We start from the raw sequence: 20205 nt of genomic DNA, 5'->3' as shown, positions 1-20205 counted from the left end.
GTTATAAATCAAAGATACACATTTTATGGTACGTCCATTAAATACTATATTTGGGCGACAATCGTAAAAAACATTCAAAATGAAATTTAAATCTATAATTGCGCTTCTAATCTTTGCTTCGGTATTCCATTCTTGTGTAGGTGAGAAGGATAGTGTGGAAAAAACAGGAAGTCAAGAGGAGGCGGTGACCTCAGAATTTGATTATAATGTGGAGCAATTTGCCGACATTAAAATCTTAAGATACCAAATTCCGGGTTGGGAAAAACTTTCCCTAAAAGAGCAGAAATTAGTCTACTATTTAACTCAGGCAGGTTTAGCTGGAAGGGACATTATGTGGGACCAAAATTACCGTCATAATTTGGCCATCCGTAATGCCTTGGAAAAGGTGTACGCCAACTACTCAGGCGATAATACTTCGGACGACTGGAAAGCGTTTGAAACCTACCTTAAACGTATTTGGTTCAGCAACGGTATCCATCACCATTACAGCAACGATAAGTTAAAGCCAGAATTTTCTTCAGAATATTTGAAGCAATTATTGGTAGATACTGGTGCTACGCTCGAAGGTGAAGCCTTTGACGTGATTTTCAATGACAAGGATACTAAAAAAGTGAATCAGGCCAAAGGCGTGGATAATGTGGCGCTTTCAGCCGTAAACTTTTATGGGCCAAACGTGACCAATGCCAATGTAGAATCTTTTTACAAAATGAAAGAATCACCAAACCCTGAGCGCCCGTTGTCTTTCGGGCTGAATTCTCAATTGGTAAAAGAAAATGGCGAATTGAAAGAGCGTGTTTATAAATCGGGTGGCCTTTATGGTTCTGCCATAGATGAAATTGTTAAGTGGTTAGAAAAAGCACAAGGCGTTGCTGAAAACCAAGCCCAAGGTGATGCCATTGGACTTTTAATTCAGTATTACAACACAGGCGATTTACAGACCTGGGATGATTATAATGTTGCTTGGACCAAAGCCACCGAAGGTAATGTGGATTACATCAATAGTTTTATAGAAGTCTACAATGACCCCTTAGGTTACCGAGGCAGTTACGAAAATATTGTTCAAATTAATGATTTTGACATGTCTCAAAAAATGAAGGTCTTGTCAGACAACGCACAGTGGTTTGAAGATAACTCACCTTTAATGAACGAACATAAAAAGGATAGCGTTGTGGGTGTAACTTATAAAGTGGTAACTGTTGCCGGAGAGGCTGGTGATGCCTCACCAAGTACGCCAATTGGGGTGAATTTACCAAATGCCAACTGGATACGAAAAGAAGTAGGTAGTAAATCTGTTTCCCTAGGAAATATCATTGAAGCCTACAATAATGCTGGAAGTTCTGGCCGTTTGAAGGAATTTGTTCACGATGATGAAGAATATGAGTTGGAAGAAAAACACGGACAAGTAGCAGACAAATTGCATACAGCACTTCATGAAGTGATTGGCCATGCCTCGGGTCAGTTAAATCCTGGTGTTGGTGAAACCAAGGAAACCTTGAAAAACTATGCATCAACTTTGGAAGAAGGGCGAGCGGATTTAGTCGGACTTTACTATTTATACAGCCCCAAATTACAAGAGCTCGGTTTGGTAGAGGATTGGGAAGCTGTCGGTAAGGCCGCTTTTGATGGATACATTCGAAATGGTTTAATGACTCAATTGATTCGCTTAAATTTAGGTGATGATGTAGAAGAAGCACATATGCGTAACCGTCAGTGGGTATCTGCTTGGGCCTATGAGAAAGGAAAAGCGGATAACGTCATTGAAAAGGTGACCAGAGATGGCAAGACCTATTTCAATATTAATGATTATGAGAAGTTGCGTGAACTATTTGGGGAATTGTTGAGAGAAACCCAACGTATTAAGTCAGAAGGGGATTACGAAGCCGTGGAAGCTTTGGTTGAAGGCTATGGCGTAAAAGTAGACCAAGATATCCACGCTGAGGTTTTAGAGCGCAACGAGCAATTTACATCGGCGCCATATAGTGGTTTTGTAAATCCAGAATTAGTTCCAGAAATGGATGGTAACGGTGAAATTACAGCCATTAAAGTCACACAACCTGTTGGTTTTCCTCAGCAAATGTTGGACTACAGTAAAACCTATAGTTTTTTACCCGAGAAAAACTAGAATATATATTGAATGATTTAGAAAGCCTCGAGAGATCGAGGCTTTTTTATGGATTTACATAAACATAAACTTCACCACAGCGATCAATCCGATGAAGCCAATAAAAGCCAAAAGCACCCAGATTGTGCCTTTGTAGTAGCGCTTGTGTAGTTTTAAATCCTTGCGATACTGTACGCCGATGATAATGGCGAAAACGATAAAAAATAAAAGTCCAAATACTAATTGACCAGTCGTAAACATTGTTTTATTTTTAGTGCAAAATGGTTCTTCAATGTAAAGCATTGAAGTTCCGTTGGGTTTGTCATTCTCGCAAATGCGGGAAGCTGACTCATAAAATTTGACGTTTAACGTCAGGTTTTATAGTACAAAAATAAGGATAATGAACTGAAAAGAATACATATTATGCAAGACAAAATTAACGCCGTAAAGGCATTTCATACCGCATTTAAAATAGGACATAGAGAAACTCCAAAAGCCGATTTAGGCATGGAAAAAAATATGCTTCGTTACAAACTAATGCGCGAGGAGAACGAAGAATATCTAGAAGCGGCAAATGATAATGACTTGGTTGAGGTAGCTGATGCCTTGGGCGATATGCTCTATATTTTGTGTGGTACTATTATAGAACACGGGTTACAACACAAGATTGAAGAGGTTTTTGAAGAAATTCAAAGAAGTAACATGAGTAAGCTTGGTGAAGACGGTGAACCCATTTACAGAGAAGATGGGAAAGTCCTAAAAGGCCCTAACTATTTTAAGCCTAATATTGAAGCCATCTTAGAAAAATAGAGATTATTTTAACAGCTTAAACCACTTCATGGCGCCAACCATGTGTGTCATCCTGTTCGTTATGCTGAATGCCTAGAAGTCTAGATTTAAATATTTTGGCGTATGAGTCGTCTTCCATCGCCATCTTATATTCTTGCCCATCATGTTCAAAAGCTGAAATAGGACTCACTACGGCAGCGGTACCTGCACCAAAGATTTCTTTTAGTTCACCATTTTTGGCAGCATCTTTAATTTCTTGAACACTGACGCGTCGCACTTCGCATGCTATGCCCATATCTGATGCGAGTTGAATAATGCTTTTTCGTGTCACACCATCAAGAATCCGATCATTATTAGGAGCTGTAATAAGTTTATCGCCAACTCTAAAGAAGATATTCATCGTTCCAGCTTCTTCAAGATACTCGTGTGTGTTGGCATCCGTCCAAATGATTTGCTGATAGCCTCGTTTTTGAGCCAAAGTCGTAGGGTAAAACTGTGCGCCATAATTTCCGGCAGCTTTAGCAAAACCAACGCCACCATCTGCTGATCGGCTATATTTTTGTGCAAAGATTACTTTAACGGCATCACTGTAATACGACTTCGCAGGAGAGCAGATAATCATAAATCGATAAGTTACTGCAGGTGAGGCGGAAATTGCAGGCTCCGTAGCAATAACAAATGGGCGCAAGTAGAGCGAATTTCCAATACCTGGCTTAATCCATGCACTATCTAATTTCAATAGCGTTTCCAAACCTTCAAAAAAGTAAGATTCCGGAAATTCAGGAATAGCCATTCGAGCAGAAGACTTGTTAATACGTTGAAAATTTTCATCAGGTCGAAATAAAAATACGCGACCATCATTATCTTTATAAGCCTTCATGCCTTCAAAAACCGCTTGGCCATAATGAAATACTCGTGCCGAAGGATCAATAGTCATGGGGCCGTAGGGCTTAATTTCTGGCCTTTGCCATTGGCCATCTTCAAAATCGCAAACAAACATATGATCGGTAAATACGCGCCCAAACTGTAGGTCGTCAAAATTTACAGTATCTATTTTAGACTGTGTCGCCTTGGTAATATGAATCGAATTTGAAGTGGTTTTACTCATTATCTACGTTGGGTTTAGTTTTTCAAAATTACACAAATACCATATCTAATTAAAGGAAAAATTGTGCTCAAAAAATTGTATTTTTGAAGTTAAATAAATTTGAATTACTACATTTTATTATGAAAAAGATACTGATATTAAGTTTTGCACTAGCCTTGTGTTTCGCTTGTAAAGATGAGAACAAAGATGATCAATTAAGTACTGATGTTGACCAGTCTGAGGAAATTGCTCAAGTTGAATATACCAAAATAGGAATGGAGATTTCAGCAAATGACGCCTTAGCTTCGGACCGTATGTTGACTCATTACGCCGGTTTGTCGGTTGGTGATACTATCAATGCCAAAATGAAAGGTGAGATTAAAGAAGTTTGTGCCAAGAAAGGGTGCTGGATGATTATGGATATCGGCAACGGGGAGACTGCGAGAGTGACTTTTAAGGATTATGGTTTTTTCATGCCTTTAGATGCTTCGGGTGAAGTTATTGTGAATGGAAAGGCTTTTGTGTCTGAAACCTCTGTGGCCGATTTAAAGCACTATGCCGAGGATGCAGGAAAATCAAAAGAAGAAATCGACGCCATTACTGCGCCTGAAAAAACGTATGCTTTTGAGGCCGATGGTGTCTTGCTCAAAAAATAGTGGAGCGAAAGATTATAACAACGTCTGATGGTTCTAAAACCATCCAAATAAAAGACTGGAATGAACAATACCATTCCATACACGGAGCGCTTCAAGAGGCGCTTCACGTGTTTATAAAAACAGGGTTGCATCATTATTTGAGGTTGTTTAGACCTAAATCAATACGAATATTAGAAATCGGTTTTGGTACGGGTTTGAATGCGATTCTGACTCAAATTGAAGCCGAAAAAGAATTCGTCAAAATTGGATATACGGGTATTGAAGCCTATCCAGTTGAAGCTTCCGAGATAGAGCAGTTAAATTACACGGATATCATTCCTGAATGCGAATCAGATATTTTTACTAAAATACATAAGACCGAATGGGAAGATTTTCAGGATATTTCTAAGTATTTCGAACTCAAGAAGGAACAAAAATTCTTTAAAGATATTACTGTTCAATCTGAATTCGATATCATTTATTTTGATGCTTTCGGCGCTCGTGTTCAACCTGAATTATGGACCGAAGATATCTTTCAAATCATGTTCAATGCACTCAAGGCTAACGGAATCCTTGTAACATATTCAGCAAAAGGAAGTGTAAGACGCGCCATGGAAGCCGTCGGCTTTTCCGTAGAACGCTTGCCCGGCCCTCCCGGAAAGCGTGAAATGCTAAGAGCTTCCAAAAGAATCTCTTAGCATTAAGCGACCGTCAGGGAGCTAAATGTCTTCCCTAGAAAAGCTCTTGGCATTTCAAAAGGAAAAAAAAATTCATATGTAACTTTCTTCCCTTTGGGAAGATGTCCGCCATAAGCGGACAGATGGGAACCCCAAACGTTAAATCTTAACTAAAACCAGAGATAGGCACTTCAAGCTCCAGTATCTTTGCAAAAAGTAATTTAAGATGACGATTTTAATAACAGGAGCAACGGGTTTGATTGGGGGCGAAGTGGTAAAGCAGTGCCATAAAGAAGGGATTTCTGTTCATTATTTAACGACTTCAAAATCAAAATTAAAGTCCGAAGACAACTATAAAGGATTCTATTGGAATCCAAACAAAGGCGAAATTGACATTGCATGTTTTGAAGGTGTTTCTGCCATCATTAATTTGGTTGGGGCATCCATTGCGCAACGCTGGACGGATGAGAATAAAAAAATCATTTTAGAGAGCAGGACTAAGACGGCTCAGTTGCTTTATTCAAAACTTGAAGAGCATCAGTTTCCGATTAAACAGATTGTTTCGGCAAGTGCTATTGGTTATTACCCAACATCGCTAGTGAAATATTACGAGGAAGACTATCCTACAGTGGCGGACACTTTTTTAGGGGAAGTAGTCGACGCTTGGGAGGATGCCGTTGATAACTTTAAAAACTTAGGTCTTTCGGTTGCCAAAGTAAGAATCGGTTTGGTATTAGCATCGGAAGATGGTGCGCTACCAAAAATTACCCAACCCATAAAATTTGGTGCAGGCGCCGCCTTTGGATCCGGAAAACAGTGGCAAAGCTGGATACACGTAGAAGATTTAGCAAAACTTTTTGTGTTTGCAGTTACAGAAGAGTTAGAGGGCGTATTTAATGGTGTGGCACCAAACCCAGTGACAAATACGGAACTCACTAAAACTGCCGCACGAGTTATGAATCGACCGTTGATATTGCCAAATATCCCAAAGTTTGCCATGAAATTAGCACTTGGCGAGATGCATATCATATTGGTTGAAAGTCAACGCGTGAGTGCATCAAAAATCGAAGGTGAAGGTTTTCAGTTTAAATACCACCACTTAGAGCCTGCATTGGAGAATCTACTTGGCGATTAGTTATTCAACCTGTTTAAGTCTGTAACTTTTATAGGCGCCGATTAATCCAAACAGAGAAAGCAGTAAAATTACGAGTTCCACAGAGAACAGAGATGTGAGAGCACTCAGACCTCCCGTAATTAGAAGGATGATACCAATTACTGTATTACTTACTGCTACATAATCTGTACGTTGGTTGCCTTTTGCCATATTAACGACATATGTTTTTCTACCAAGACGTACACCGCCATGAGCAATACCCAAAACAAAAAATACAAAAGGATAGAGCCATTGTGCCTCCCGAATAGATTCAGAAAAAGAAACAATGATAAACAGCACAGTCCCTAAGACAGACGCAATAATAATCGCGTAGCTCATAGTATTTTTACTCGATGTATCAGCCAGTTTTCCCCAAAATGGCGAACTGACGATGGACGCAATACCATTGGCAACAATCAAATAACCTAAGACTGAACTGCTATTACCCAAATAGGTCTGAGCCAAAATTACATAAAACGGTGCTGAAAGGGCAGAGCAGAGGAGAAGCGATCTGGCGATGACAAAATCCCTGAAATCTTTATCGTTTTTGAGTAGAGCGAATTTTGAAACGGGATTTTCCTCAATAGATTCCACCTCAGTTTCACCTGGAAACTCTTTAATGGATGCGTAGATAATAGTGGCAATAATCCACGTTGACGCCGCAAAAAATATCAAAGTGCTATAAAACGAAATTGTGGCATCGCTCTCAGATTTGTATATAATGTAAAGACCCGCCAATAACACCAAGACACCCGAAACGGACGCAGTATAACCACTGAGTTTTCCTCGGACTGATTTAGTTATGGCCTTGCCTGTGACATCTTTTGAAGTGACTGAACAAAGGCTTCGTGCTAAACTAAATAGTATCAAACATAGTACGATTAACCATCCGGCGAGAGCGCCTTCAAAATGTAATGCTATTAAACCTATACTTGCAATAGCTATAGCTTGAAGAATAGAACCTGTAACCCAAATCCATTTTCTGATGGCTTTAGTTTTCACATAGTTTGAAATGGCGATTTGCGGTAACATGGAGCCCGATTCCCTTATAGGTACAATAAGGCTGATGAGATACACCGGGGCACTTACGTAAGCCATAAGCCAAGTCAAAACGGTTTTGGGATTACTTAATGCATCGCCGAGTTTGGTGAATGTCAGTGCCAACAAAATTTTAAAGTAGTTACTTTGGCCGTATTTTGATGCGCGTTCGCTAATACCCAAAGCGTCATCGTTGGCTGAAGCTCCGTTAAGGGCATTGTAGATTTTATGTTGAAGTGATACTGACAAGGAATTGGTTTAGATGATAAAATTCGAAATAAAATAAGAACAACAGGTGCTTATTTGCAGAAAATACTAAATGTAATAAGAAGACTATTTCACAAAAGACCAAGCCAAAATACGACTCGATTTTTGACCTTGACCCATTTCTATGATTTCTACGGATTTCGGTTCAATCTTGTTCAGAAAGGTTTTTAGAGGTTTCAAATTAGAGCCTTTAGAGACCAAGGTTGTAAACCATTCCACCTGATGTTTGTAATGTCGACTTTCAAATAGCATATCTTTTATAAACCGAAATTCGCCACCCTTGCACCATAACTCGTTACTCTGTCCACCGAAATTCAAGGATGATTTAGCATTTTTGTCATCTTTTAAATTCTGAACCTTTTTTCGATTTTGCTTTCGTGCTTCTTCCGCTGATGCATGAAATGGTGGGTTGCACATAGAAAAATGGAAGGTTTCATTGGTCTTGATGATATTTTTGAATTTGAAATTCCCCTCGATTTGAAGCCTCAGTTCAATGGAATCAGAAAGACTATTCGATTTGATGATATCTTGCGCGCTGTCGATGGCAACGGAATCAACGTCAGATCCGACGAAGTTCCACTGATACACACTTTGCCCAATCAATGGATAAATGCAATTGGCGCCTGTCCCGATGTCCAGCCCTTTGATATATGGATTAGGCTCGATATGACCAATTAAATCTGCGATATAATGAATATAGTCCGCGCGCCCAGGAATTGGCGGGCACAGGTATTGCTTTGGGAGTGTCCAATCGTCAATACCGTAATGTGTTTTCAGAAGGGCTTTATTTAAACTTCGGACGGCGTCCTGATTAAAAAAATCAATGGATAGAGTTCCATATTTATTAGGCGCGACAAAGAGTTTCAGTTCTGGTTCTTTTCCAATTAAAGCGTCAAAATCATAATTATTACGATGTGCACTTCTTGGGTGAAGCCGGGATTTAGTGTCTTTAGGAGGATTCTGTTTTGCCAAATTTGAAGTATTTGCGGACAAAGATACGCTTTAATCGAGGGAACGTTTTTTCAGAAGAAAATATCCTGCGCCAATCTAAACGTATTGGCATGTGCTTCAATAATAGTTTTAATATCAGGCGAATACCCGCCTCCCATGGAACACATCACTGGAATGTTTTCATCTTTACAGGTTTGAAGTACAATTTGGTCGCGGGTTTTACAGCCCTCGAGCGTCATATTCAATTTCCCTAATTTATCGGTACCGATAACATCTACACCACTTAGGTAATAAATGATGTCTGGTTGTACATCAGAGATGAGTTTAGGCAGAGTGTCTTTTAAAATAGAGAGATAGGTGTTGTCATCGGTATTATCCTCAAGCGCAATGTCTAAATCACTTTTTTCTTTTTTGAAAGGATAGTTGCTCTTGCCATGCGTGGAAAAGGTAAAGACTTTTGGCTCGTTTCTAAAAATTTCAGCCGTACCGTTGCCCTGATGTACATCCAAATCAACAATCAACACTTTTGAAACAGCTTGTTTATCGAGAAGATAGCGTGCACCAATCGCTTGGTCATTCAACATGCAAAAAGCCTCGCCTCGATCGGTAAAGGCGTGATGTGTACCACCAGCAATATTCATGGCAATCCCATTCTTAAGAGCGTAATCACTGGCCTTAAGCGTGCCATCGGCTATAATCATTTCGCGCTCAACCAAAAGTTCACTCAATGGAAACCCTATTTTTCGAGCTTTGCGTTGGTCTAAGGTAATGTTTAGTAAATCGTAAAAATACTCTGGCTCGTGAACGGCAACAAGGTGTTTGTGATTCGGTTTTTCGGGCTCAAAAAAATTGTCTGGCGTACATGTACCTTCATGTAATAATTGCTCGTATAATAACTCGTACTTGCCCATCGGAAACCTGTGCCCCAGGGGTAACGGGTGTCTGTAGATAGGGTGGTAGGCTATTTTTAGCAAAAGAAAATTTTATAAACTATCCCGACGCGCCATAGCTTCTTTCAGCTCACGTCCGTAATAAGACGCTTTAATCTCTGGCGTAAGGCTATTGTAGATGGTGTCGATATATTTTTTTGTTGCATTCGGGATTTCATAGAGTGCCAAATAAGGCGCAATTTCATTGTCCGTGTGGTTCAATGCAAAGTTTATCGTCGTTGCGTATTTACGCTTAAACAAGGTTTGTGAAGCTTCTTGCAAAGAGTCTGAAAGGGCAATGTTATTGTCTTTCATGGCATTAAAATTCTCTTCAAGCAATTCTAGATTTCTTTGGTTAAACCCTTTCATTAATTTCAGGTACTGGTTTAAGGCATCTTGCTGTTTGCTTCCTTTAATGTCCGCATCAAAATTAAAACCATCTAGCGTAGTATTGATTTCCATTTCACCCATATTGGCAAAAAACGGAACGTAATGTTCCTTACCATCATTCTTTTGAAGCGACAGATACAACACCATTGGTTCTTCAAGATTTGTGCTTAAGGTAAACTCTTGCTGTCCTTTAATTTCTAAAGAATCTAAATTAATGATGGTAGTGTCAACTTCTTTTTGGAGGTAAACTACGCCCTTTTTAAGTCCTTTTATTTTTCCTTTTAGTGTAAAGTTTGAACTGTCTACGTTACACGAAAATAAAGCGATAAGCATCAAGGCTAGGCATCCGTTCTTAAGCAAATGTTTCATAAATGAAATCTTAAATTTGAAGCGCAAATATGCCATTTAAAAATTAAAATTACTAGCCACCTGCGGCAATTTTCATGAGTTCTGCACAGAGTATGGCACCGTAGGTTCCGACTACATAACCAAACACAGCCAATAGTGCACCAACCGTAGCCAGTGACGGATGGAAAGCAGCTGCAACTACTGGAGCAGAAGCGGCGCCACCAACATTAGCTTGGCTACCAACAGCTAAAAAGAAATATGGTGCTTTTATAAGTTTAGCGACAAGGATTAATAAGCCAGCGTGAATGGTCATCCAAACAATCCCGATGAAAATAAGTCCTGGATTTTCAAGTATTTTGCCGAGATCCATTTTCATGCCGATAGTCGCTACGAGGATGTAGATAAAAACACTCCCAATTTTGCTTGCGCCCGCACCTTCGTAATTTTTTGCTTTGGTAAATGATAATAATACACCAATAATTGTAGCAATTGTAATTAGCCAAAAGAAGCCACTTCCAAAAGAGGATAGGGCACTTTTTGGATCACTGACCACTTCAAAATTAGCTTTTAAAAATCCTGAAATATATTCAGAGCCCAAATGCGCAATGGCAACGGCACAAAATGCAATAGCGAGTATTATCATAAGGTCAGTGACACTTGGAATCCGTGTTATTTTTTCGCTAAAGGCTTGTACTTTATTTTGAAGCTCGTCAATCGCCGTATTATCCGCCTTTAACCAATTATCTATCTTTTTGCGTTTACCAATACCCAATAAAATGATGGCCATCCAAAGATTGGCCACAACAATATCAACGAGTACCATACCGCCGTAGAGTTCCTGGTTGAATTCGTAAATCTCTAGCATTGCGGCCTGATTGGCACCGCCACCAATCCAACTTCCAGCTAAAGTGGCAAGCCCTCGCCATGTGGCATCAAATCCAGCTCCACCAACAGTTTCTGGCGAAACGGCTGAGATGAGTAGAATGGCTATTGGTCCGCCGATGATGATTCCTGCCGTACCTGTAAAGAACATCACCAAGGCTTTCCAACCGAGATTAAAAATAGCTTTTAAGTCGATGCTCAACGTCAATAAAACCAAGGATGCTGGTAAGAAATAGCGACTGGCAACATAATAGGTTTGTGAAATTTCATCAGAAATCAAACCCACCGAATTAAATATCGCAGGAATGAGGTAACACATTAACAACCCTGGAACAATGCGATAGAATTTTGGCCAAAAGCCCTCTTTTCGGGATTCCGTGTAAAAGACAAATCCGAGGGCAATCATGAGTAGCCCGAAGACGATGGCATCGTTTGTAATCAAAGGTTGGTTTTCCATGGAAGTAGAATTAGAAACGCAAAATACAAAAATAAAGACCCAAAAAAAGTGATTCAATCTGAATCACTTTTTCCTTTGTGTTTTGGGTCTCGTTTGTTCTGTTTAAGGTATTGCATCAGCATCCATTCTATCTGCCCGTTTGTGCTTCGGAATTCATCCGAGGCCCACTTTTCGATAGCCTTAAGCATCTCTTCGTTAATCCGTAATGCAAATGCTTTTTTCTTAGCCATGTTTTTTGTTTAAACGGTTTTGCAGGATTAAGAGAATTATCGGAATCATAAAACTACCGCCCAGAACAATATAAAGAAATAATTGCCCTAAACCATTGGCTTCGCCCTGTGCTACTTCTATGAGCTGATATACAAGATACCCAAAGGTTAAGGCACAAAATAGATTGATAATTCTAACGATTCTAGTACTAAATCGGTATTGTACTAATGCATTGTCCTCTGTGATATTTACCCTGTAGTTATGAATGTGTGGATATCGGTTTATGATAAATAGTCCTATATAAGTCGCTGTGGCTATTATTGGGAGCAACCAAAGTGTCATTTTTGAATTATAGTCATCCGGCTTGCCGTTAGCTCCAAAATGCGATGGAACTTCTTCAGGCAATGTGCCAATCTGGGTGATAACCAATCCCCACATAATTAGTAGCACTGCAATAGATATAAATTCCATGACGTAATCCGCGGTTTCAAACGGTACTTTTATTTTGGGTCTGTTGTTGCTCATGTTTATTTATATGTGTTTAATCTCAAGTCGTGTGTTTCGTTTCTTCAAGGCTTCAAGAAACGGTTCTAACTGGTTTTCATGCGTTCTGAATTCCAAATCTTTTTGTCGTTTGTCGTTAAAAATTAAACTGACTTCAGTTTCTAAATCTTTGGCTTCAATTTCGATTTTTTTCAGCTCGTTGATAACTAGATTTTTTGGAGATTTTCTCATGAAAAATATATAGTATAAAATTCCAATGATTGTAACGGCACCAATAACTTGAAGGCTCAAATCCACATAGTCTGAAATACTCGAAAATAACTTGTCCCGTCTTAATGTTCTAAAAATACTCAGTCCAACCAAGGCAAGCAATATGCCCAGCCAACCACCTCGGTCTTTATAATCCTTTTTTGAAGAGTTCACTTCAATAAACAATTTTTCGTTGTTCACAGAAATATAACCATCCGTCATAATGAAACGTTCTTTAGTTGTGTCCATGTCAATACCAAGTTTCGTTTTCATTCTTAAAAACAAACATAGCCAAAAGGACCCCGATTATGCATCCCACAATAGAACCTGTAATCACGCCAAAAGCGACATGTCCTAAAACGGCGCCAACTGTGGTGCCTAAACTAGTGCCAAGTGCTGTACCAATGGGTAAGGCGTATGTTTGTCTAGAATTCATGATTAATGGTTTAACGTTCCGGCATTGACTATTGGTGAAGCATCCTTATCACTGCACAATACAACCATAAGGTTACTAACCATAGCGGCTTTACGCTCTTCGTCTAACTCAACAATGTCTTTTTTGCTCAGCTCTTCTAGGGCCATTTCTACCATGCTAACGGCACCTTCTACAATTTTATGACGTGCGGCAACGATGGCAGTGGCTTGTTGACGTTTCAGCATAGCATTGGCAATTTCTTGGGCGTATGCCAAATAACCGATACGTGCTTCCAAGACTTCAATACCCGCAATAAGTAAGCGTTCTTCAATTTCTTTTTCTAAGGCTTCACTGACTTCGTTGACGCTAGAACGGAGCGTTATGTCTTCATCATGACCTTCATCGGCAAAATTGTCATACGGATACATGCTTGCTAATTTTCGAACTGCAGCATCTGTTTGTACACGGACAAAGTTTTCAAAATTATCCACATCAAAAGCGGCTTTATAAGTATTGGTAACGCGCCAAACCAAAATGGTACTTATCATAATAGGATTACCAAGTTTGTCATTCACTTTAAGACGTTCACTATCAAAATTGCTAGCTCTTAATGAGATTTTCTTTTTGGTGTAAAATGGATTTACCCAATAGAACCCATTCTTTTTAATGGTGCCAACATACTTTCCGAATAATAAAAGTACTCTAGAGTTGTTCGGTTGTACCATAACAAATCCAAACATGAGGATTAGCGATGCTACAATGGCAAAGACTGGCCAACCGGTTTGGGTTAAGACGATGGCGACGATACCACCGAAAAATAAAACCAAAAACAACAACAACATAAGGTAGCCATTGGCTGGGACGACGATTCTTTCTTCTTTCATAATAATTGGTTTAGGTGGTTAATAATTTAGTTTGATATTAAATTGATATCATAAAGATATATTAAATTTTCGAAATAAAAAAATAATCTCTTCATTTTGGCACAGGTTTTGACTTACTGACTGTGTAATGCAATAGGCAAAAATCGGCTGGTTACCGATTTACTTAAACGCTAGCATTACATTGGTTGGTTAGTTAGTAAAAGCATCTTCGGAATGAAGGTGCTTTTCTTTTTGAATCAATCTTCTAAATATCAAATTAGTTCTTTAAATCTTGCTTAAATTGTTAAAATTCAGATACTTAAAAGTTTGGCACGCGTTTTGAATATATGATAGCGTAATGGCATAATGCGCCGAACGGCTGGTTACCGTTCATTCTTAATCCGCAGTCATTACATTGGTTGGTTAGTTAGAAAAGCATCTTCAAGATTGAAGGTGCTTTTTCTTTTTAAATAAATTTTATTTCGATATAAAAAAGGATATCATTTAGTTTTTGGCACAGCTTTTGAATATATAAATGCGTAATGACATAAGCGACTATCGGCTGGTTACCGATATACTACAAACGCAGTCATTACAATTGGTTGGTTAGTTAGTAAAAAAGCATCTCAAAAATTGAGATGCTTTTTTTTTGTTGTAAATCCATACCGGTATTTAGATGTGATTTTGTCTTATTTATTATAAGGACAGTAGCACTTATCGCTTTTGAATAATCCCGTAAAGAAATTACCAATATTGCCCGTATCTGTTCTAAATAAGTCCACAAAAATACTTAGGCTAAGAACGTTTGGTTTGTACGGTCTTAAATCTGCCAAATTAACGCCGTAAGATGAGCGAACAAAATCTTCCAATTCTTCAGCAGTTTCTCCCTGACCCATTTCGTAGCGTAAATCAATACCGATGTATTTAAATTTGAAGGTCACACCAACATTCACATTGAAAGTGGTTTTTTCTAAATCGGGTCCTGGTGTTCCTGTTGTAAATGAAGTTTGCTGTACGCCATCAATTTCGGTGTCTCCAAAGAAATTGAATCCTGGTCCGGCATAGACAGACACTGGTCCAACAATATCATAGCCCACCAAAATAGGAAGGTCTATTTTTGAGGTCGTCCAATTGGCTTGTTGCTGTGGAAAATCGTAATGGTTTTTTGAAGAGACATAATTCAATTCTGGTCTAACATAAAGCTTGCCGAACTGTGCTACAAAATAGGCGCCAGCCTGAAAGCCCATATCCTTAACAGGACTAAAAAGTTCATCTGGCTGTCCGCTAGAAATCGACCCGCCACGAGAATTGATATCCCCAATACTGTAGGTATTAAGTCCGCCACGAATCCCAAAACCAAATTCTTGAGCTTGGGTAATAGGCATAGCAAAAAGGAGTAAACCAATAAGTAGGACTTTAAATTTCATAATCTGAGATTTGGTTGATAATCAGGGTCTCAAATTAGAATTTAATTCCAAAGACGCCTTCAACTATCGATAATCAGCTGTTTTAGACTGTAAATAGCTGAACATCGCAAAGAAATGCCGTTGAATGGCCTATTGGTTTGATTCAATGAAGGTTAGAATACTTGACACCAATTCTTCTGAAATTGGGCGAAAAGACTCATTGTAAGATTTTGAATTTTCAAGGTCATTCCCCTTAATTTCAAAGAGCACATGGTTCATATTTTCAATGATTACCAACTCCGCTTTGGGATTACTCTCTTTTAGAAGTACTGCTTCCGTTTCAGGAACTTGAAGGTCTTTAGTTCCATTAATGATAAGAATGGGTATGTCTAAATCTTTTAATTCTTCTGTGGGATTATATTTCATCCAGCTTATCATAAATTCTTGAAGGTCTTCACGAAACATGCTTCCCAATTCTTTAGGATAGTCTTTTGTTTTTTTACCATCCTTCAAGCTTGCTACTACCTTTTTTGTAGACTCGGTAAAGAATGGTGCTGTTTTATCAACTTGTTCAATGATGACATCGCCAATATTTTGACCTGCTCCAGCTAAGGAAATAAAACCGTCCAATTGGTCTTTTCCGGCTAACATCCCGACCAAACTGCCTTGACTATGTCCGGCCACATAAATTTTAGAATAGGTTTCTTTGTCTTTAAAATAGTCGATAACGTCGCTAGCGTCGGATACAAAATCATCAAAGCTCATGTCCTTATCAACCTTACCCATTTTAATTTGTTTGACAATACGCTTGTCATATCTAAATGTTGCAATGCCTTTAGAGGAAAGCGCTTCTGCGAGTTTTTTAAGTGCATTGTTTTTAAAAAAATTCTGATTACCATTCCTGTTAGTAGGTCCAGAGCCTGCTATGATAATAACCAAATCTGGTTTTTCAACAGCGTTAGGCAAAAAGAGTGTTCCGTCAATCCATTCCGTCACTTCAATATCCATGGACAAAAACGGTTGCTCTTGCGACCAACTAAATTGAACACTCATAAAAAGTAAAACAGCAAGAATAATTTTCATATGATTTGAGATATTTGAATCGCTAAGTTAAAGCAAATAATGTTCCAAAAATAGAAACGTAAAGGGATGTAGTTTTGTTTCATTCGGAATGGATTATCTAAAAATTGAGTGTATTTCATCGATAAAACTCATTATTTTGACGATAAATGTTAAAATAATATGTATTTCATCGATTAATTATGTATTTAAACTGTAAAATTCAAATAGGCTTATATATTTGTCGTGTACTAAAATTTAGTTTTTAGTTCAATGGATTAATTAATTAATATTTGCCTTATGTTAATGGAATTAGAGACCCTGAATCTACTAACATTTTAAAAAAGCAAATTATTAGAAAAGCCGAGATTGAGGGATCTCGGCTTTTTATTTTAATATCGGTCTTGATTAGATAAGTTTTCTGAAGGTTAAATTAATCCGACCGCCAATATCTTTCTTCGTTTTTGCAATTTGATGTAGCCAATAATGTTGCATTTCGCCTTTCATTATCAATAAACTTCCATGTTTTAGTATTAGTCTGTGGCGTTGGTCTTTTAGTGTTCTGTGTGCAAAATGAAACGGACGTTCGCTTCCAAACGTGACGGAGGCAATGATGGGATTTTGGCCCAAAGACGCTTCATTATCGGCATGCCAGCCATTACTATCCTGTCCGTCTCTATACCAATTAAGTAATACCGAATTGAATGTTGCATCGCTAAACGCTTCAACTTTGTCCTTAATTATTTTTAAGTCCGAAGAAAACGAATGGGGTTGCATAGTAATATTGCTATAGGAATAAGGTCGGTCATCTTCGCCATAAAGTGCCGTCAATCGCGGTTGTTTGTAGGTCTTCCCGAAGACTTTTATATCATCATGTTGCCAAGGAGTATCATTTTGAAGGCTGTTAAAATAGGCGTCAGATGCTTTCAAGCTAAAGAAATCGGGTACATAAATTAGTTCCGCATTGGGAAGAATTAGGTGCTCATTTGTGTCAGGAAACAGTTGCAAGGCTTTTTTTCTCTAATTTAGCAATAGCCCATGATATACAAAAATTACATCTTGCTCTTTTGTGTGGTTTTCTTTTTATTTGGAAGTCAACCACAGTCTGAAATCCCAGAAAGCTTTGTTGATGCCAAAACCATTATTCCGGATTTGGATGTGGAATTACGCTACTACACGGACTATAATTTTGTTGGCGATACTATCGATGGTTATCATGCCAACCGATTATTCATTACGAAGGCGTCGGCATTGCAATTGAAAAAAGTTCAAGATGAACTACAAACGAAAAATTTGTGTTTGCGTGTCTATGACGGCTATCGTCCGCAACGTGCTGTGAATCATTTTGTGCGTTGGGCAAAGCAGGTCAATGATACTGTAAGTAAATCTGAATTCTACCCAAACGTCAACAAGCGTCACCTTTTTAAACTGGGTTACATTGCCAGTAAATCGGGGCATAGTCGAGGAAGTACCTTAGATTTAACCATAATTGATGGCGAAACCAATGAGCCATTGGATATGGGAAGTCCGTATGACTTTTTTGGCGAAGTATCTTGGGTCAATCATCCGAATTTAACCGAATCTCAAAAGAAAAATAGGCAATTGCTTCAAACCGTTATGAATAAACATGGCTTTAGAAGCTACTCTAAAGAATGGTGGCATTTTACGTTGCGAGGCGAGCCATTTCCGAATACGTATTTTGACTTTCCTATTAAATAATTAAGGTTTTTTATTCTGCTTTACGTGGATGATTAATCCAATAATATTTAATGCCAATCCAAACGGTATAAACAATAATGCAGATTCTCCTGTCTTTGCCTGATAAATCACAACAGCTAATATGATGAGCACGCCGATAATGGAAATGATGAGTCCGGTTTTATTTTTCAAGATGGAAAGTTTTAATGGTTATTCAAACTAAAAGGGTATTCGTGTTTAATTTCAAGATTAAAGATAGGAATACGCCCAATACATCAATACAAATTGAAGCGGAATCCTAACAATCAATAACCATTTTGGGAATTTTGAAAGAATCTTTTCGTCATTCAGCATATGCACGTGTACGACCAAAAAGAGCGCCAACATAAGTATGATTCCGATAAGTGAAATTTCCCGTGTTTCATCAAATAATAAGCCAACTCCCAGCAAAATTTCAATAACGCCACTGCCTAGAACCAAGGTTTTTCGGCTTGGAAGAAATTTTGGAATAACCCCAACGTACCATTTTGGTTTAATAAAATGTGTTATGCCAGCTATGATATAAAAGGCGGACATTGCGTAAAAGTGCCATGGTTCATTCATCTTTAAATCGGTTTAGTGTTAGTCCTATGCCATAATTGAAAAGTTCTTTTTTGAGTAGTGAGGAATTAAAACCGTTGTTGGGCTTAAAGGCGAGCCAAGCGTTGCCATTGATAAACACACGTTTTACGAAAGTGCGATGGCCATCCATCTCATCCGTAAATGGCAAAAGTGGCCGAAAATTCGTCGGGATTTTAACGGTGCCTTCCCGACCCTTAATCTCCTTGTATTTTTTGTTAGGAAGAAGCTTTCCGGTTTTATCAGTATAACCCAAGACTTGTAGGGATACAAACATCCCATTGTCTGGCATGATGATATCTAAATCCTGAACATTCAATTCATGATAATCCCCATCTGTTTCCGTAGACCGAAATACCAAGGTTTCATAAGTAAGAACATCTCCTGGGATACCATCAGCGTTTGCGTAAATATTCACTTTAAAAAGCGTAGAAAATTTCTTTTTGTCGCTGTTTGATTTTTTTCGGTTGTTCCAATCTTTGGATTCTAATGCAATTGGAAATTTAATAGCTTCCAAGCGTGTGGTTTGGTCACTTTCATTGGGGAAGAAGACAGCGATTTCAGATTCTATAGTTGGGAGCCAACAGTTATAATAATCATCGTCTAAGTAAGGTTTGAGCTCTTCGGTTTTAAACTTTCGGTCTTTCGTAATGACCGTGGTAATCACCACTTCATCTAGCTTGTCAATTTGTGGTTTCAGAATAAGCTCTGTTTTTAGATTTTCAGTAGAGAGGTTAAGATTTTTATAACCTAAAGCCGAAATGAACAGTGAATCCACATCGGGATATAGTTTTTTATTAAAAACAAAAACACCCTCATCATCCGCAAAAATCCCTTGCCCGTTGCCGAAAGACACCGTGGCATATGAAACTGGGTATTTGGTAGTACTATCAGTAATTTTTATTTGCGAGTTACAGAATGCACCGCATAAAACGAGTAGAATGAAAAAGAGACTATACCTCATGATTTAAAGATACAGTTTTATACGGCATAAAAAAACGCCCAAAAAGGGCGTTTAGAGTTTGCTTGATTGGTTGGAGTTTATTCTTTATCTAAATTTTTGGTCATGTTGAACCCAACAAAGAGACCAATCCCTGCCATTAGTAATAAAGTGCCAGGAAAAGCTATTCCGTCATGAACACCCAAATTATAATGCATTATTGAGGCAATAAAAACACCAATACCAAGACTCATTAATAGTAAGGCGAGGTTTAGAATAAGCACTTTCCAAATAGGAGCCGTGTGTTGCTTCCCTTTCATAAAAATACTGGCATCCGCCCCTTTTTCAATAAGGGCTAAGCGTTCTTTGTTTCGGGTTGAGAAATAGAGATAAACAATGCCAAAAACGGCTAAGAATAAACTGATTGGGATTAAAATATCTTCATCCATAATGTTTGATTTAATTGGTTAATAATTTAATTGTTCGTTTTTTGTTTCATAGCTTATGACGACCAAAGTTTCACTGAGGTTACATAAAAA

25 protein-coding genes are annotated in these 20205 nt (G+C 38.4%); 6 read left to right on the top strand and 19 right to left on the bottom strand.

What is annotated here, in order from left to right:
- The first annotated feature begins 79 nt into the window (after nucleotides 1–79).
- Complete coding sequence (locus ACFOSX_RS13815; protein ID WP_386102440.1) at nucleotides 80–2122, top strand: dipeptidyl-peptidase 3 family protein; 2043 nt, start codon at nucleotides 80–82, stop codon at nucleotides 2120–2122.
- 54 nt (nucleotides 2123–2176) lie between these two features.
- Here the strand turns inward: ACFOSX_RS13815 and ACFOSX_RS13810 are convergent, their stop codons facing one another.
- On the bottom strand, nucleotides 2177–2362 hold the full coding sequence (locus tag ACFOSX_RS13810; protein ID WP_386102437.1) for a hypothetical protein: 186 nt from the start codon (nucleotides 2360–2362) through the stop codon (nucleotides 2177–2179).
- Between the two features lie 162 nt (nucleotides 2363–2524).
- Between ACFOSX_RS13810 and ACFOSX_RS13805 the strand changes: the two genes are divergently transcribed.
- A complete protein-coding gene (locus tag ACFOSX_RS13805; RefSeq protein WP_386102434.1) occupies nucleotides 2525–2911 on the top strand; it encodes a pyrophosphohydrolase domain-containing protein in 387 nt (128 codons plus the stop codon).
- A 16-nt stretch (nucleotides 2912–2927) separates the two neighbouring features.
- Here the strand turns inward: ACFOSX_RS13805 and ACFOSX_RS13800 are convergent, their stop codons facing one another.
- On the bottom strand, nucleotides 2928–3998 hold the full coding sequence (locus ACFOSX_RS13800; protein WP_386102431.1) for a branched-chain amino acid aminotransferase: 1071 nt from the start codon (nucleotides 3996–3998) through the stop codon (nucleotides 2928–2930).
- A gap of 119 nt (nucleotides 3999–4117) precedes the next feature.
- On the opposite strand from ACFOSX_RS13800, the gene ACFOSX_RS13795 reads away from it, so the two are divergent.
- From ACFOSX_RS13795 to ACFOSX_RS13785, 3 genes are all read left to right on the top strand, one after another.
- Nucleotides 4118–4633 carry a DUF4920 domain-containing protein gene (locus ACFOSX_RS13795; protein WP_386102428.1) on the top strand — a complete coding sequence of 172 codons (516 nt, stop codon included), beginning with the start codon at nucleotides 4118–4120 and terminating at the stop codon, nucleotides 4631–4633.
- The gene (mnmD, locus tag ACFOSX_RS13790; protein WP_386102425.1) at nucleotides 4633–5310 is read left to right on the top strand and encodes a tRNA (5-methylaminomethyl-2-thiouridine)(34)-methyltransferase MnmD; all 678 of its coding nucleotides are present in this window, start codon (nucleotides 4633–4635) and stop codon (nucleotides 5308–5310) included. The genes ACFOSX_RS13795 and mnmD overlap by 1 nt, the downstream gene beginning before the upstream one ends.
- A 205-nt stretch (nucleotides 5311–5515) precedes the next feature.
- Nucleotides 5516–6424 (top strand): TIGR01777 family oxidoreductase, encoded by a 909-nt coding sequence (locus ACFOSX_RS13785; protein ID WP_386102422.1) that lies wholly within the window; start codon nucleotides 5516–5518, stop codon nucleotides 6422–6424.
- Here the strand turns inward: ACFOSX_RS13785 and ACFOSX_RS13780 are convergent, their stop codons facing one another.
- The 13 genes from ACFOSX_RS13780 to ACFOSX_RS13720 form a co-directional block, all read right to left on the bottom strand.
- On the bottom strand, nucleotides 6425–7729 hold the full coding sequence (locus ACFOSX_RS13780) for an MFS transporter (protein ID WP_386102419.1): 1305 nt from the start codon (nucleotides 7727–7729) through the stop codon (nucleotides 6425–6427).
- 84 nt (nucleotides 7730–7813) lie between these two features.
- Nucleotides 7814–8719 carry a 23S rRNA (adenine(1618)-N(6))-methyltransferase RlmF gene (gene rlmF, locus ACFOSX_RS13775; RefSeq protein ID WP_386102416.1) on the bottom strand — a complete coding sequence of 302 codons (906 nt, stop codon included), beginning with the start codon at nucleotides 8717–8719 and terminating at the stop codon, nucleotides 7814–7816.
- A 50-nt stretch (nucleotides 8720–8769) separates the two neighbouring features.
- Nucleotides 8770–9672 (bottom strand): histone deacetylase family protein, encoded by a 903-nt coding sequence (locus tag ACFOSX_RS13770; RefSeq protein ID WP_386102413.1) that lies wholly within the window; start codon nucleotides 9670–9672, stop codon nucleotides 8770–8772.
- 9 nt (nucleotides 9673–9681) lie between these two features.
- A complete protein-coding gene (locus ACFOSX_RS13765; protein WP_386102410.1) occupies nucleotides 9682–10386 on the bottom strand; it encodes a DUF4369 domain-containing protein in 705 nt (234 codons plus the stop codon).
- Nucleotides 10387–10438: 52 nt separating this feature from the next.
- Nucleotides 10439–11704: a DUF819 family protein gene (locus ACFOSX_RS13760; RefSeq protein ID WP_386102407.1), complete on the bottom strand. Its 1266-nt coding sequence runs from the start codon at nucleotides 11702–11704 to the stop codon at nucleotides 10439–10441.
- 53 nt (nucleotides 11705–11757) lie between these two features.
- A complete protein-coding gene (locus tag ACFOSX_RS13755; RefSeq protein ID WP_386102404.1) occupies nucleotides 11758–11934 on the bottom strand; it encodes an Arc family DNA-binding protein in 177 nt (58 codons plus the stop codon).
- Nucleotides 11927–12439, bottom strand: a complete 513-nt coding sequence (locus ACFOSX_RS13750; protein ID WP_386102401.1) for a DUF1648 domain-containing protein — start codon at nucleotides 12437–12439, stop codon at nucleotides 11927–11929. Before ACFOSX_RS13750 ends, ACFOSX_RS13755 begins: the two co-directional genes overlap by 8 nt.
- A gap of 6 nt (nucleotides 12440–12445) precedes the next feature.
- Nucleotides 12446–12940: a hypothetical protein gene (locus ACFOSX_RS13745; protein WP_386102398.1), complete on the bottom strand. Its 495-nt coding sequence runs from the start codon at nucleotides 12938–12940 to the stop codon at nucleotides 12446–12448.
- On the bottom strand, nucleotides 12918–13103 hold the full coding sequence (locus tag ACFOSX_RS13740) for a hypothetical protein (protein ID WP_386102395.1): 186 nt from the start codon (nucleotides 13101–13103) through the stop codon (nucleotides 12918–12920). The genes ACFOSX_RS13745 and ACFOSX_RS13740 overlap by 23 nt, the downstream gene beginning before the upstream one ends.
- Before the next feature lie 2 nt (nucleotides 13104–13105).
- Nucleotides 13106–13966, bottom strand: coding sequence for an SPFH domain-containing protein (locus tag ACFOSX_RS13735; protein ID WP_386102392.1), 861 nt, complete (start codon nucleotides 13964–13966; stop codon nucleotides 13106–13108).
- Nucleotides 13967–14634: 668 nt separating this feature from the next.
- On the bottom strand, nucleotides 14635–15372 hold the full coding sequence (locus ACFOSX_RS13730) for an outer membrane protein (protein WP_386102389.1): 738 nt from the start codon (nucleotides 15370–15372) through the stop codon (nucleotides 14635–14637).
- 129 nt (nucleotides 15373–15501) lie between these two features.
- Nucleotides 15502–16434: an alpha/beta hydrolase family protein gene (locus ACFOSX_RS13725; protein WP_386102386.1), complete on the bottom strand. Its 933-nt coding sequence runs from the start codon at nucleotides 16432–16434 to the stop codon at nucleotides 15502–15504.
- 384 nt (nucleotides 16435–16818) lie between these two features.
- Nucleotides 16819–17418: an alpha-ketoglutarate-dependent dioxygenase AlkB family protein gene (locus ACFOSX_RS13720; RefSeq protein ID WP_386102383.1), complete on the bottom strand. Its 600-nt coding sequence runs from the start codon at nucleotides 17416–17418 to the stop codon at nucleotides 16819–16821.
- A gap of 30 nt (nucleotides 17419–17448) precedes the next feature.
- Here ACFOSX_RS13720 and ACFOSX_RS13715 point away from each other — a divergent pair, with 30 nt between their 5' ends.
- Entirely contained in the window at nucleotides 17449–18129 is a 681-nt protein-coding gene (locus tag ACFOSX_RS13715; RefSeq protein ID WP_386102380.1) for a M15 family metallopeptidase, read from the top strand.
- Here ACFOSX_RS13715 and ACFOSX_RS13710 read toward each other — a convergent pair whose 3' ends face one another.
- The 4 genes from ACFOSX_RS13710 to ACFOSX_RS13695 form a co-directional block, all read right to left on the bottom strand.
- A complete protein-coding gene (locus tag ACFOSX_RS13710) occupies nucleotides 18130–18300 on the bottom strand; it encodes a hypothetical protein (RefSeq protein WP_386102377.1) in 171 nt (56 codons plus the stop codon).
- 57 nt (nucleotides 18301–18357) lie between these two features.
- On the bottom strand, nucleotides 18358–18711 hold the full coding sequence (locus ACFOSX_RS13705; protein ID WP_386102374.1) for a DoxX family protein: 354 nt from the start codon (nucleotides 18709–18711) through the stop codon (nucleotides 18358–18360).
- Nucleotides 18704–19690: a hypothetical protein gene (locus ACFOSX_RS13700; RefSeq protein ID WP_386102371.1), complete on the bottom strand. Its 987-nt coding sequence runs from the start codon at nucleotides 19688–19690 to the stop codon at nucleotides 18704–18706. Before ACFOSX_RS13700 ends, ACFOSX_RS13705 begins: the two co-directional genes overlap by 8 nt.
- A 77-nt stretch (nucleotides 19691–19767) precedes the next feature.
- On the bottom strand, nucleotides 19768–20115 hold the full coding sequence (locus tag ACFOSX_RS13695; RefSeq protein WP_386102368.1) for a DUF6249 domain-containing protein: 348 nt from the start codon (nucleotides 20113–20115) through the stop codon (nucleotides 19768–19770).
- Nucleotides 20116–20205 lie beyond the last annotated feature (90 nt).

Source organism: Winogradskyella maritima (genome assembly GCF_042650215.1).
Lineage (GTDB): Bacteria > Bacteroidota > Bacteroidia > Flavobacteriales > Flavobacteriaceae > Winogradskyella > Winogradskyella maritima.
Note: the sequence above shows the minus strand (reverse complement) of the source record. Positions and strands in the feature narration are given on the sequence as shown.

Bases quoted from the DNA above. Each gene is read 5' to 3' on its own strand.
- ACFOSX_RS13695 (WP_386102368.1), bottom strand. From the start codon at position 20,115: ATGGATGAAGATATTTTAATCCCAATCAGTTTATTCTTAGCCGTTTTT.
- ACFOSX_RS13750 (WP_386102401.1), bottom strand. From the start codon at position 12,439: ATGAGCAACAACAGACCCAAAATAAAAGTACCGTTTGAAACCGCGGAT.
- ACFOSX_RS13725 (WP_386102386.1), bottom strand. From the start codon at position 16,434: ATGAAAATTATTCTTGCTGTTTTACTTTTTATGAGTGTTCAATTTAGT.
- ACFOSX_RS13730 (WP_386102389.1), bottom strand. From the start codon at position 15,372: ATGAAATTTAAAGTCCTACTTATTGGTTTACTCCTTTTTGCTATGCCT.
- ACFOSX_RS13745 (WP_386102398.1), bottom strand. From the start codon at position 12,940: ATGAAAACGAAACTTGGTATTGACATGGACACAACTAAAGAACGTTTC.
- ACFOSX_RS13715 (WP_386102380.1), top strand. From the start codon at position 17,449: ATGATATACAAAAATTACATCTTGCTCTTTTGTGTGGTTTTCTTTTTA.
- ACFOSX_RS13700 (WP_386102371.1), bottom strand. From the start codon at position 19,690: ATGAGGTATAGTCTCTTTTTCATTCTACTCGTTTTATGCGGTGCATTC.
- ACFOSX_RS13795 (WP_386102428.1), top strand. From the start codon at position 4,118: ATGAAAAAGATACTGATATTAAGTTTTGCACTAGCCTTGTGTTTCGCT.
- ACFOSX_RS13815 (WP_386102440.1), top strand. From the start codon at position 80: ATGAAATTTAAATCTATAATTGCGCTTCTAATCTTTGCTTCGGTATTC.
- ACFOSX_RS13800 (WP_386102431.1), bottom strand. From the start codon at position 3,998: ATGAGTAAAACCACTTCAAATTCGATTCATATTACCAAGGCGACACAG.
- ACFOSX_RS13805 (WP_386102434.1), top strand. From the start codon at position 2,525: ATGCAAGACAAAATTAACGCCGTAAAGGCATTTCATACCGCATTTAAA.
- ACFOSX_RS13760 (WP_386102407.1), bottom strand. From the start codon at position 11,704: ATGGAAAACCAACCTTTGATTACAAACGATGCCATCGTCTTCGGGCTA.
- ACFOSX_RS13765 (WP_386102410.1), bottom strand. From the start codon at position 10,386: ATGAAACATTTGCTTAAGAACGGATGCCTAGCCTTGATGCTTATCGCT.
- ACFOSX_RS13810 (WP_386102437.1), bottom strand. From the start codon at position 2,362: ATGTTTACGACTGGTCAATTAGTATTTGGACTTTTATTTTTTATCGTT.
- ACFOSX_RS13785 (WP_386102422.1), top strand. From the start codon at position 5,516: ATGACGATTTTAATAACAGGAGCAACGGGTTTGATTGGGGGCGAAGTG.
- ACFOSX_RS13740 (WP_386102395.1), bottom strand. From the start codon at position 13,103: ATGAATTCTAGACAAACATACGCCTTACCCATTGGTACAGCACTTGGC.
- ACFOSX_RS13705 (WP_386102374.1), bottom strand. From the start codon at position 18,711: ATGAATGAACCATGGCACTTTTACGCAATGTCCGCCTTTTATATCATA.
- ACFOSX_RS13735 (WP_386102392.1), bottom strand. From the start codon at position 13,966: ATGAAAGAAGAAAGAATCGTCGTCCCAGCCAATGGCTACCTTATGTTG.
- ACFOSX_RS13755 (WP_386102404.1), bottom strand. From the start codon at position 11,934: ATGGCTAAGAAAAAAGCATTTGCATTACGGATTAACGAAGAGATGCTT.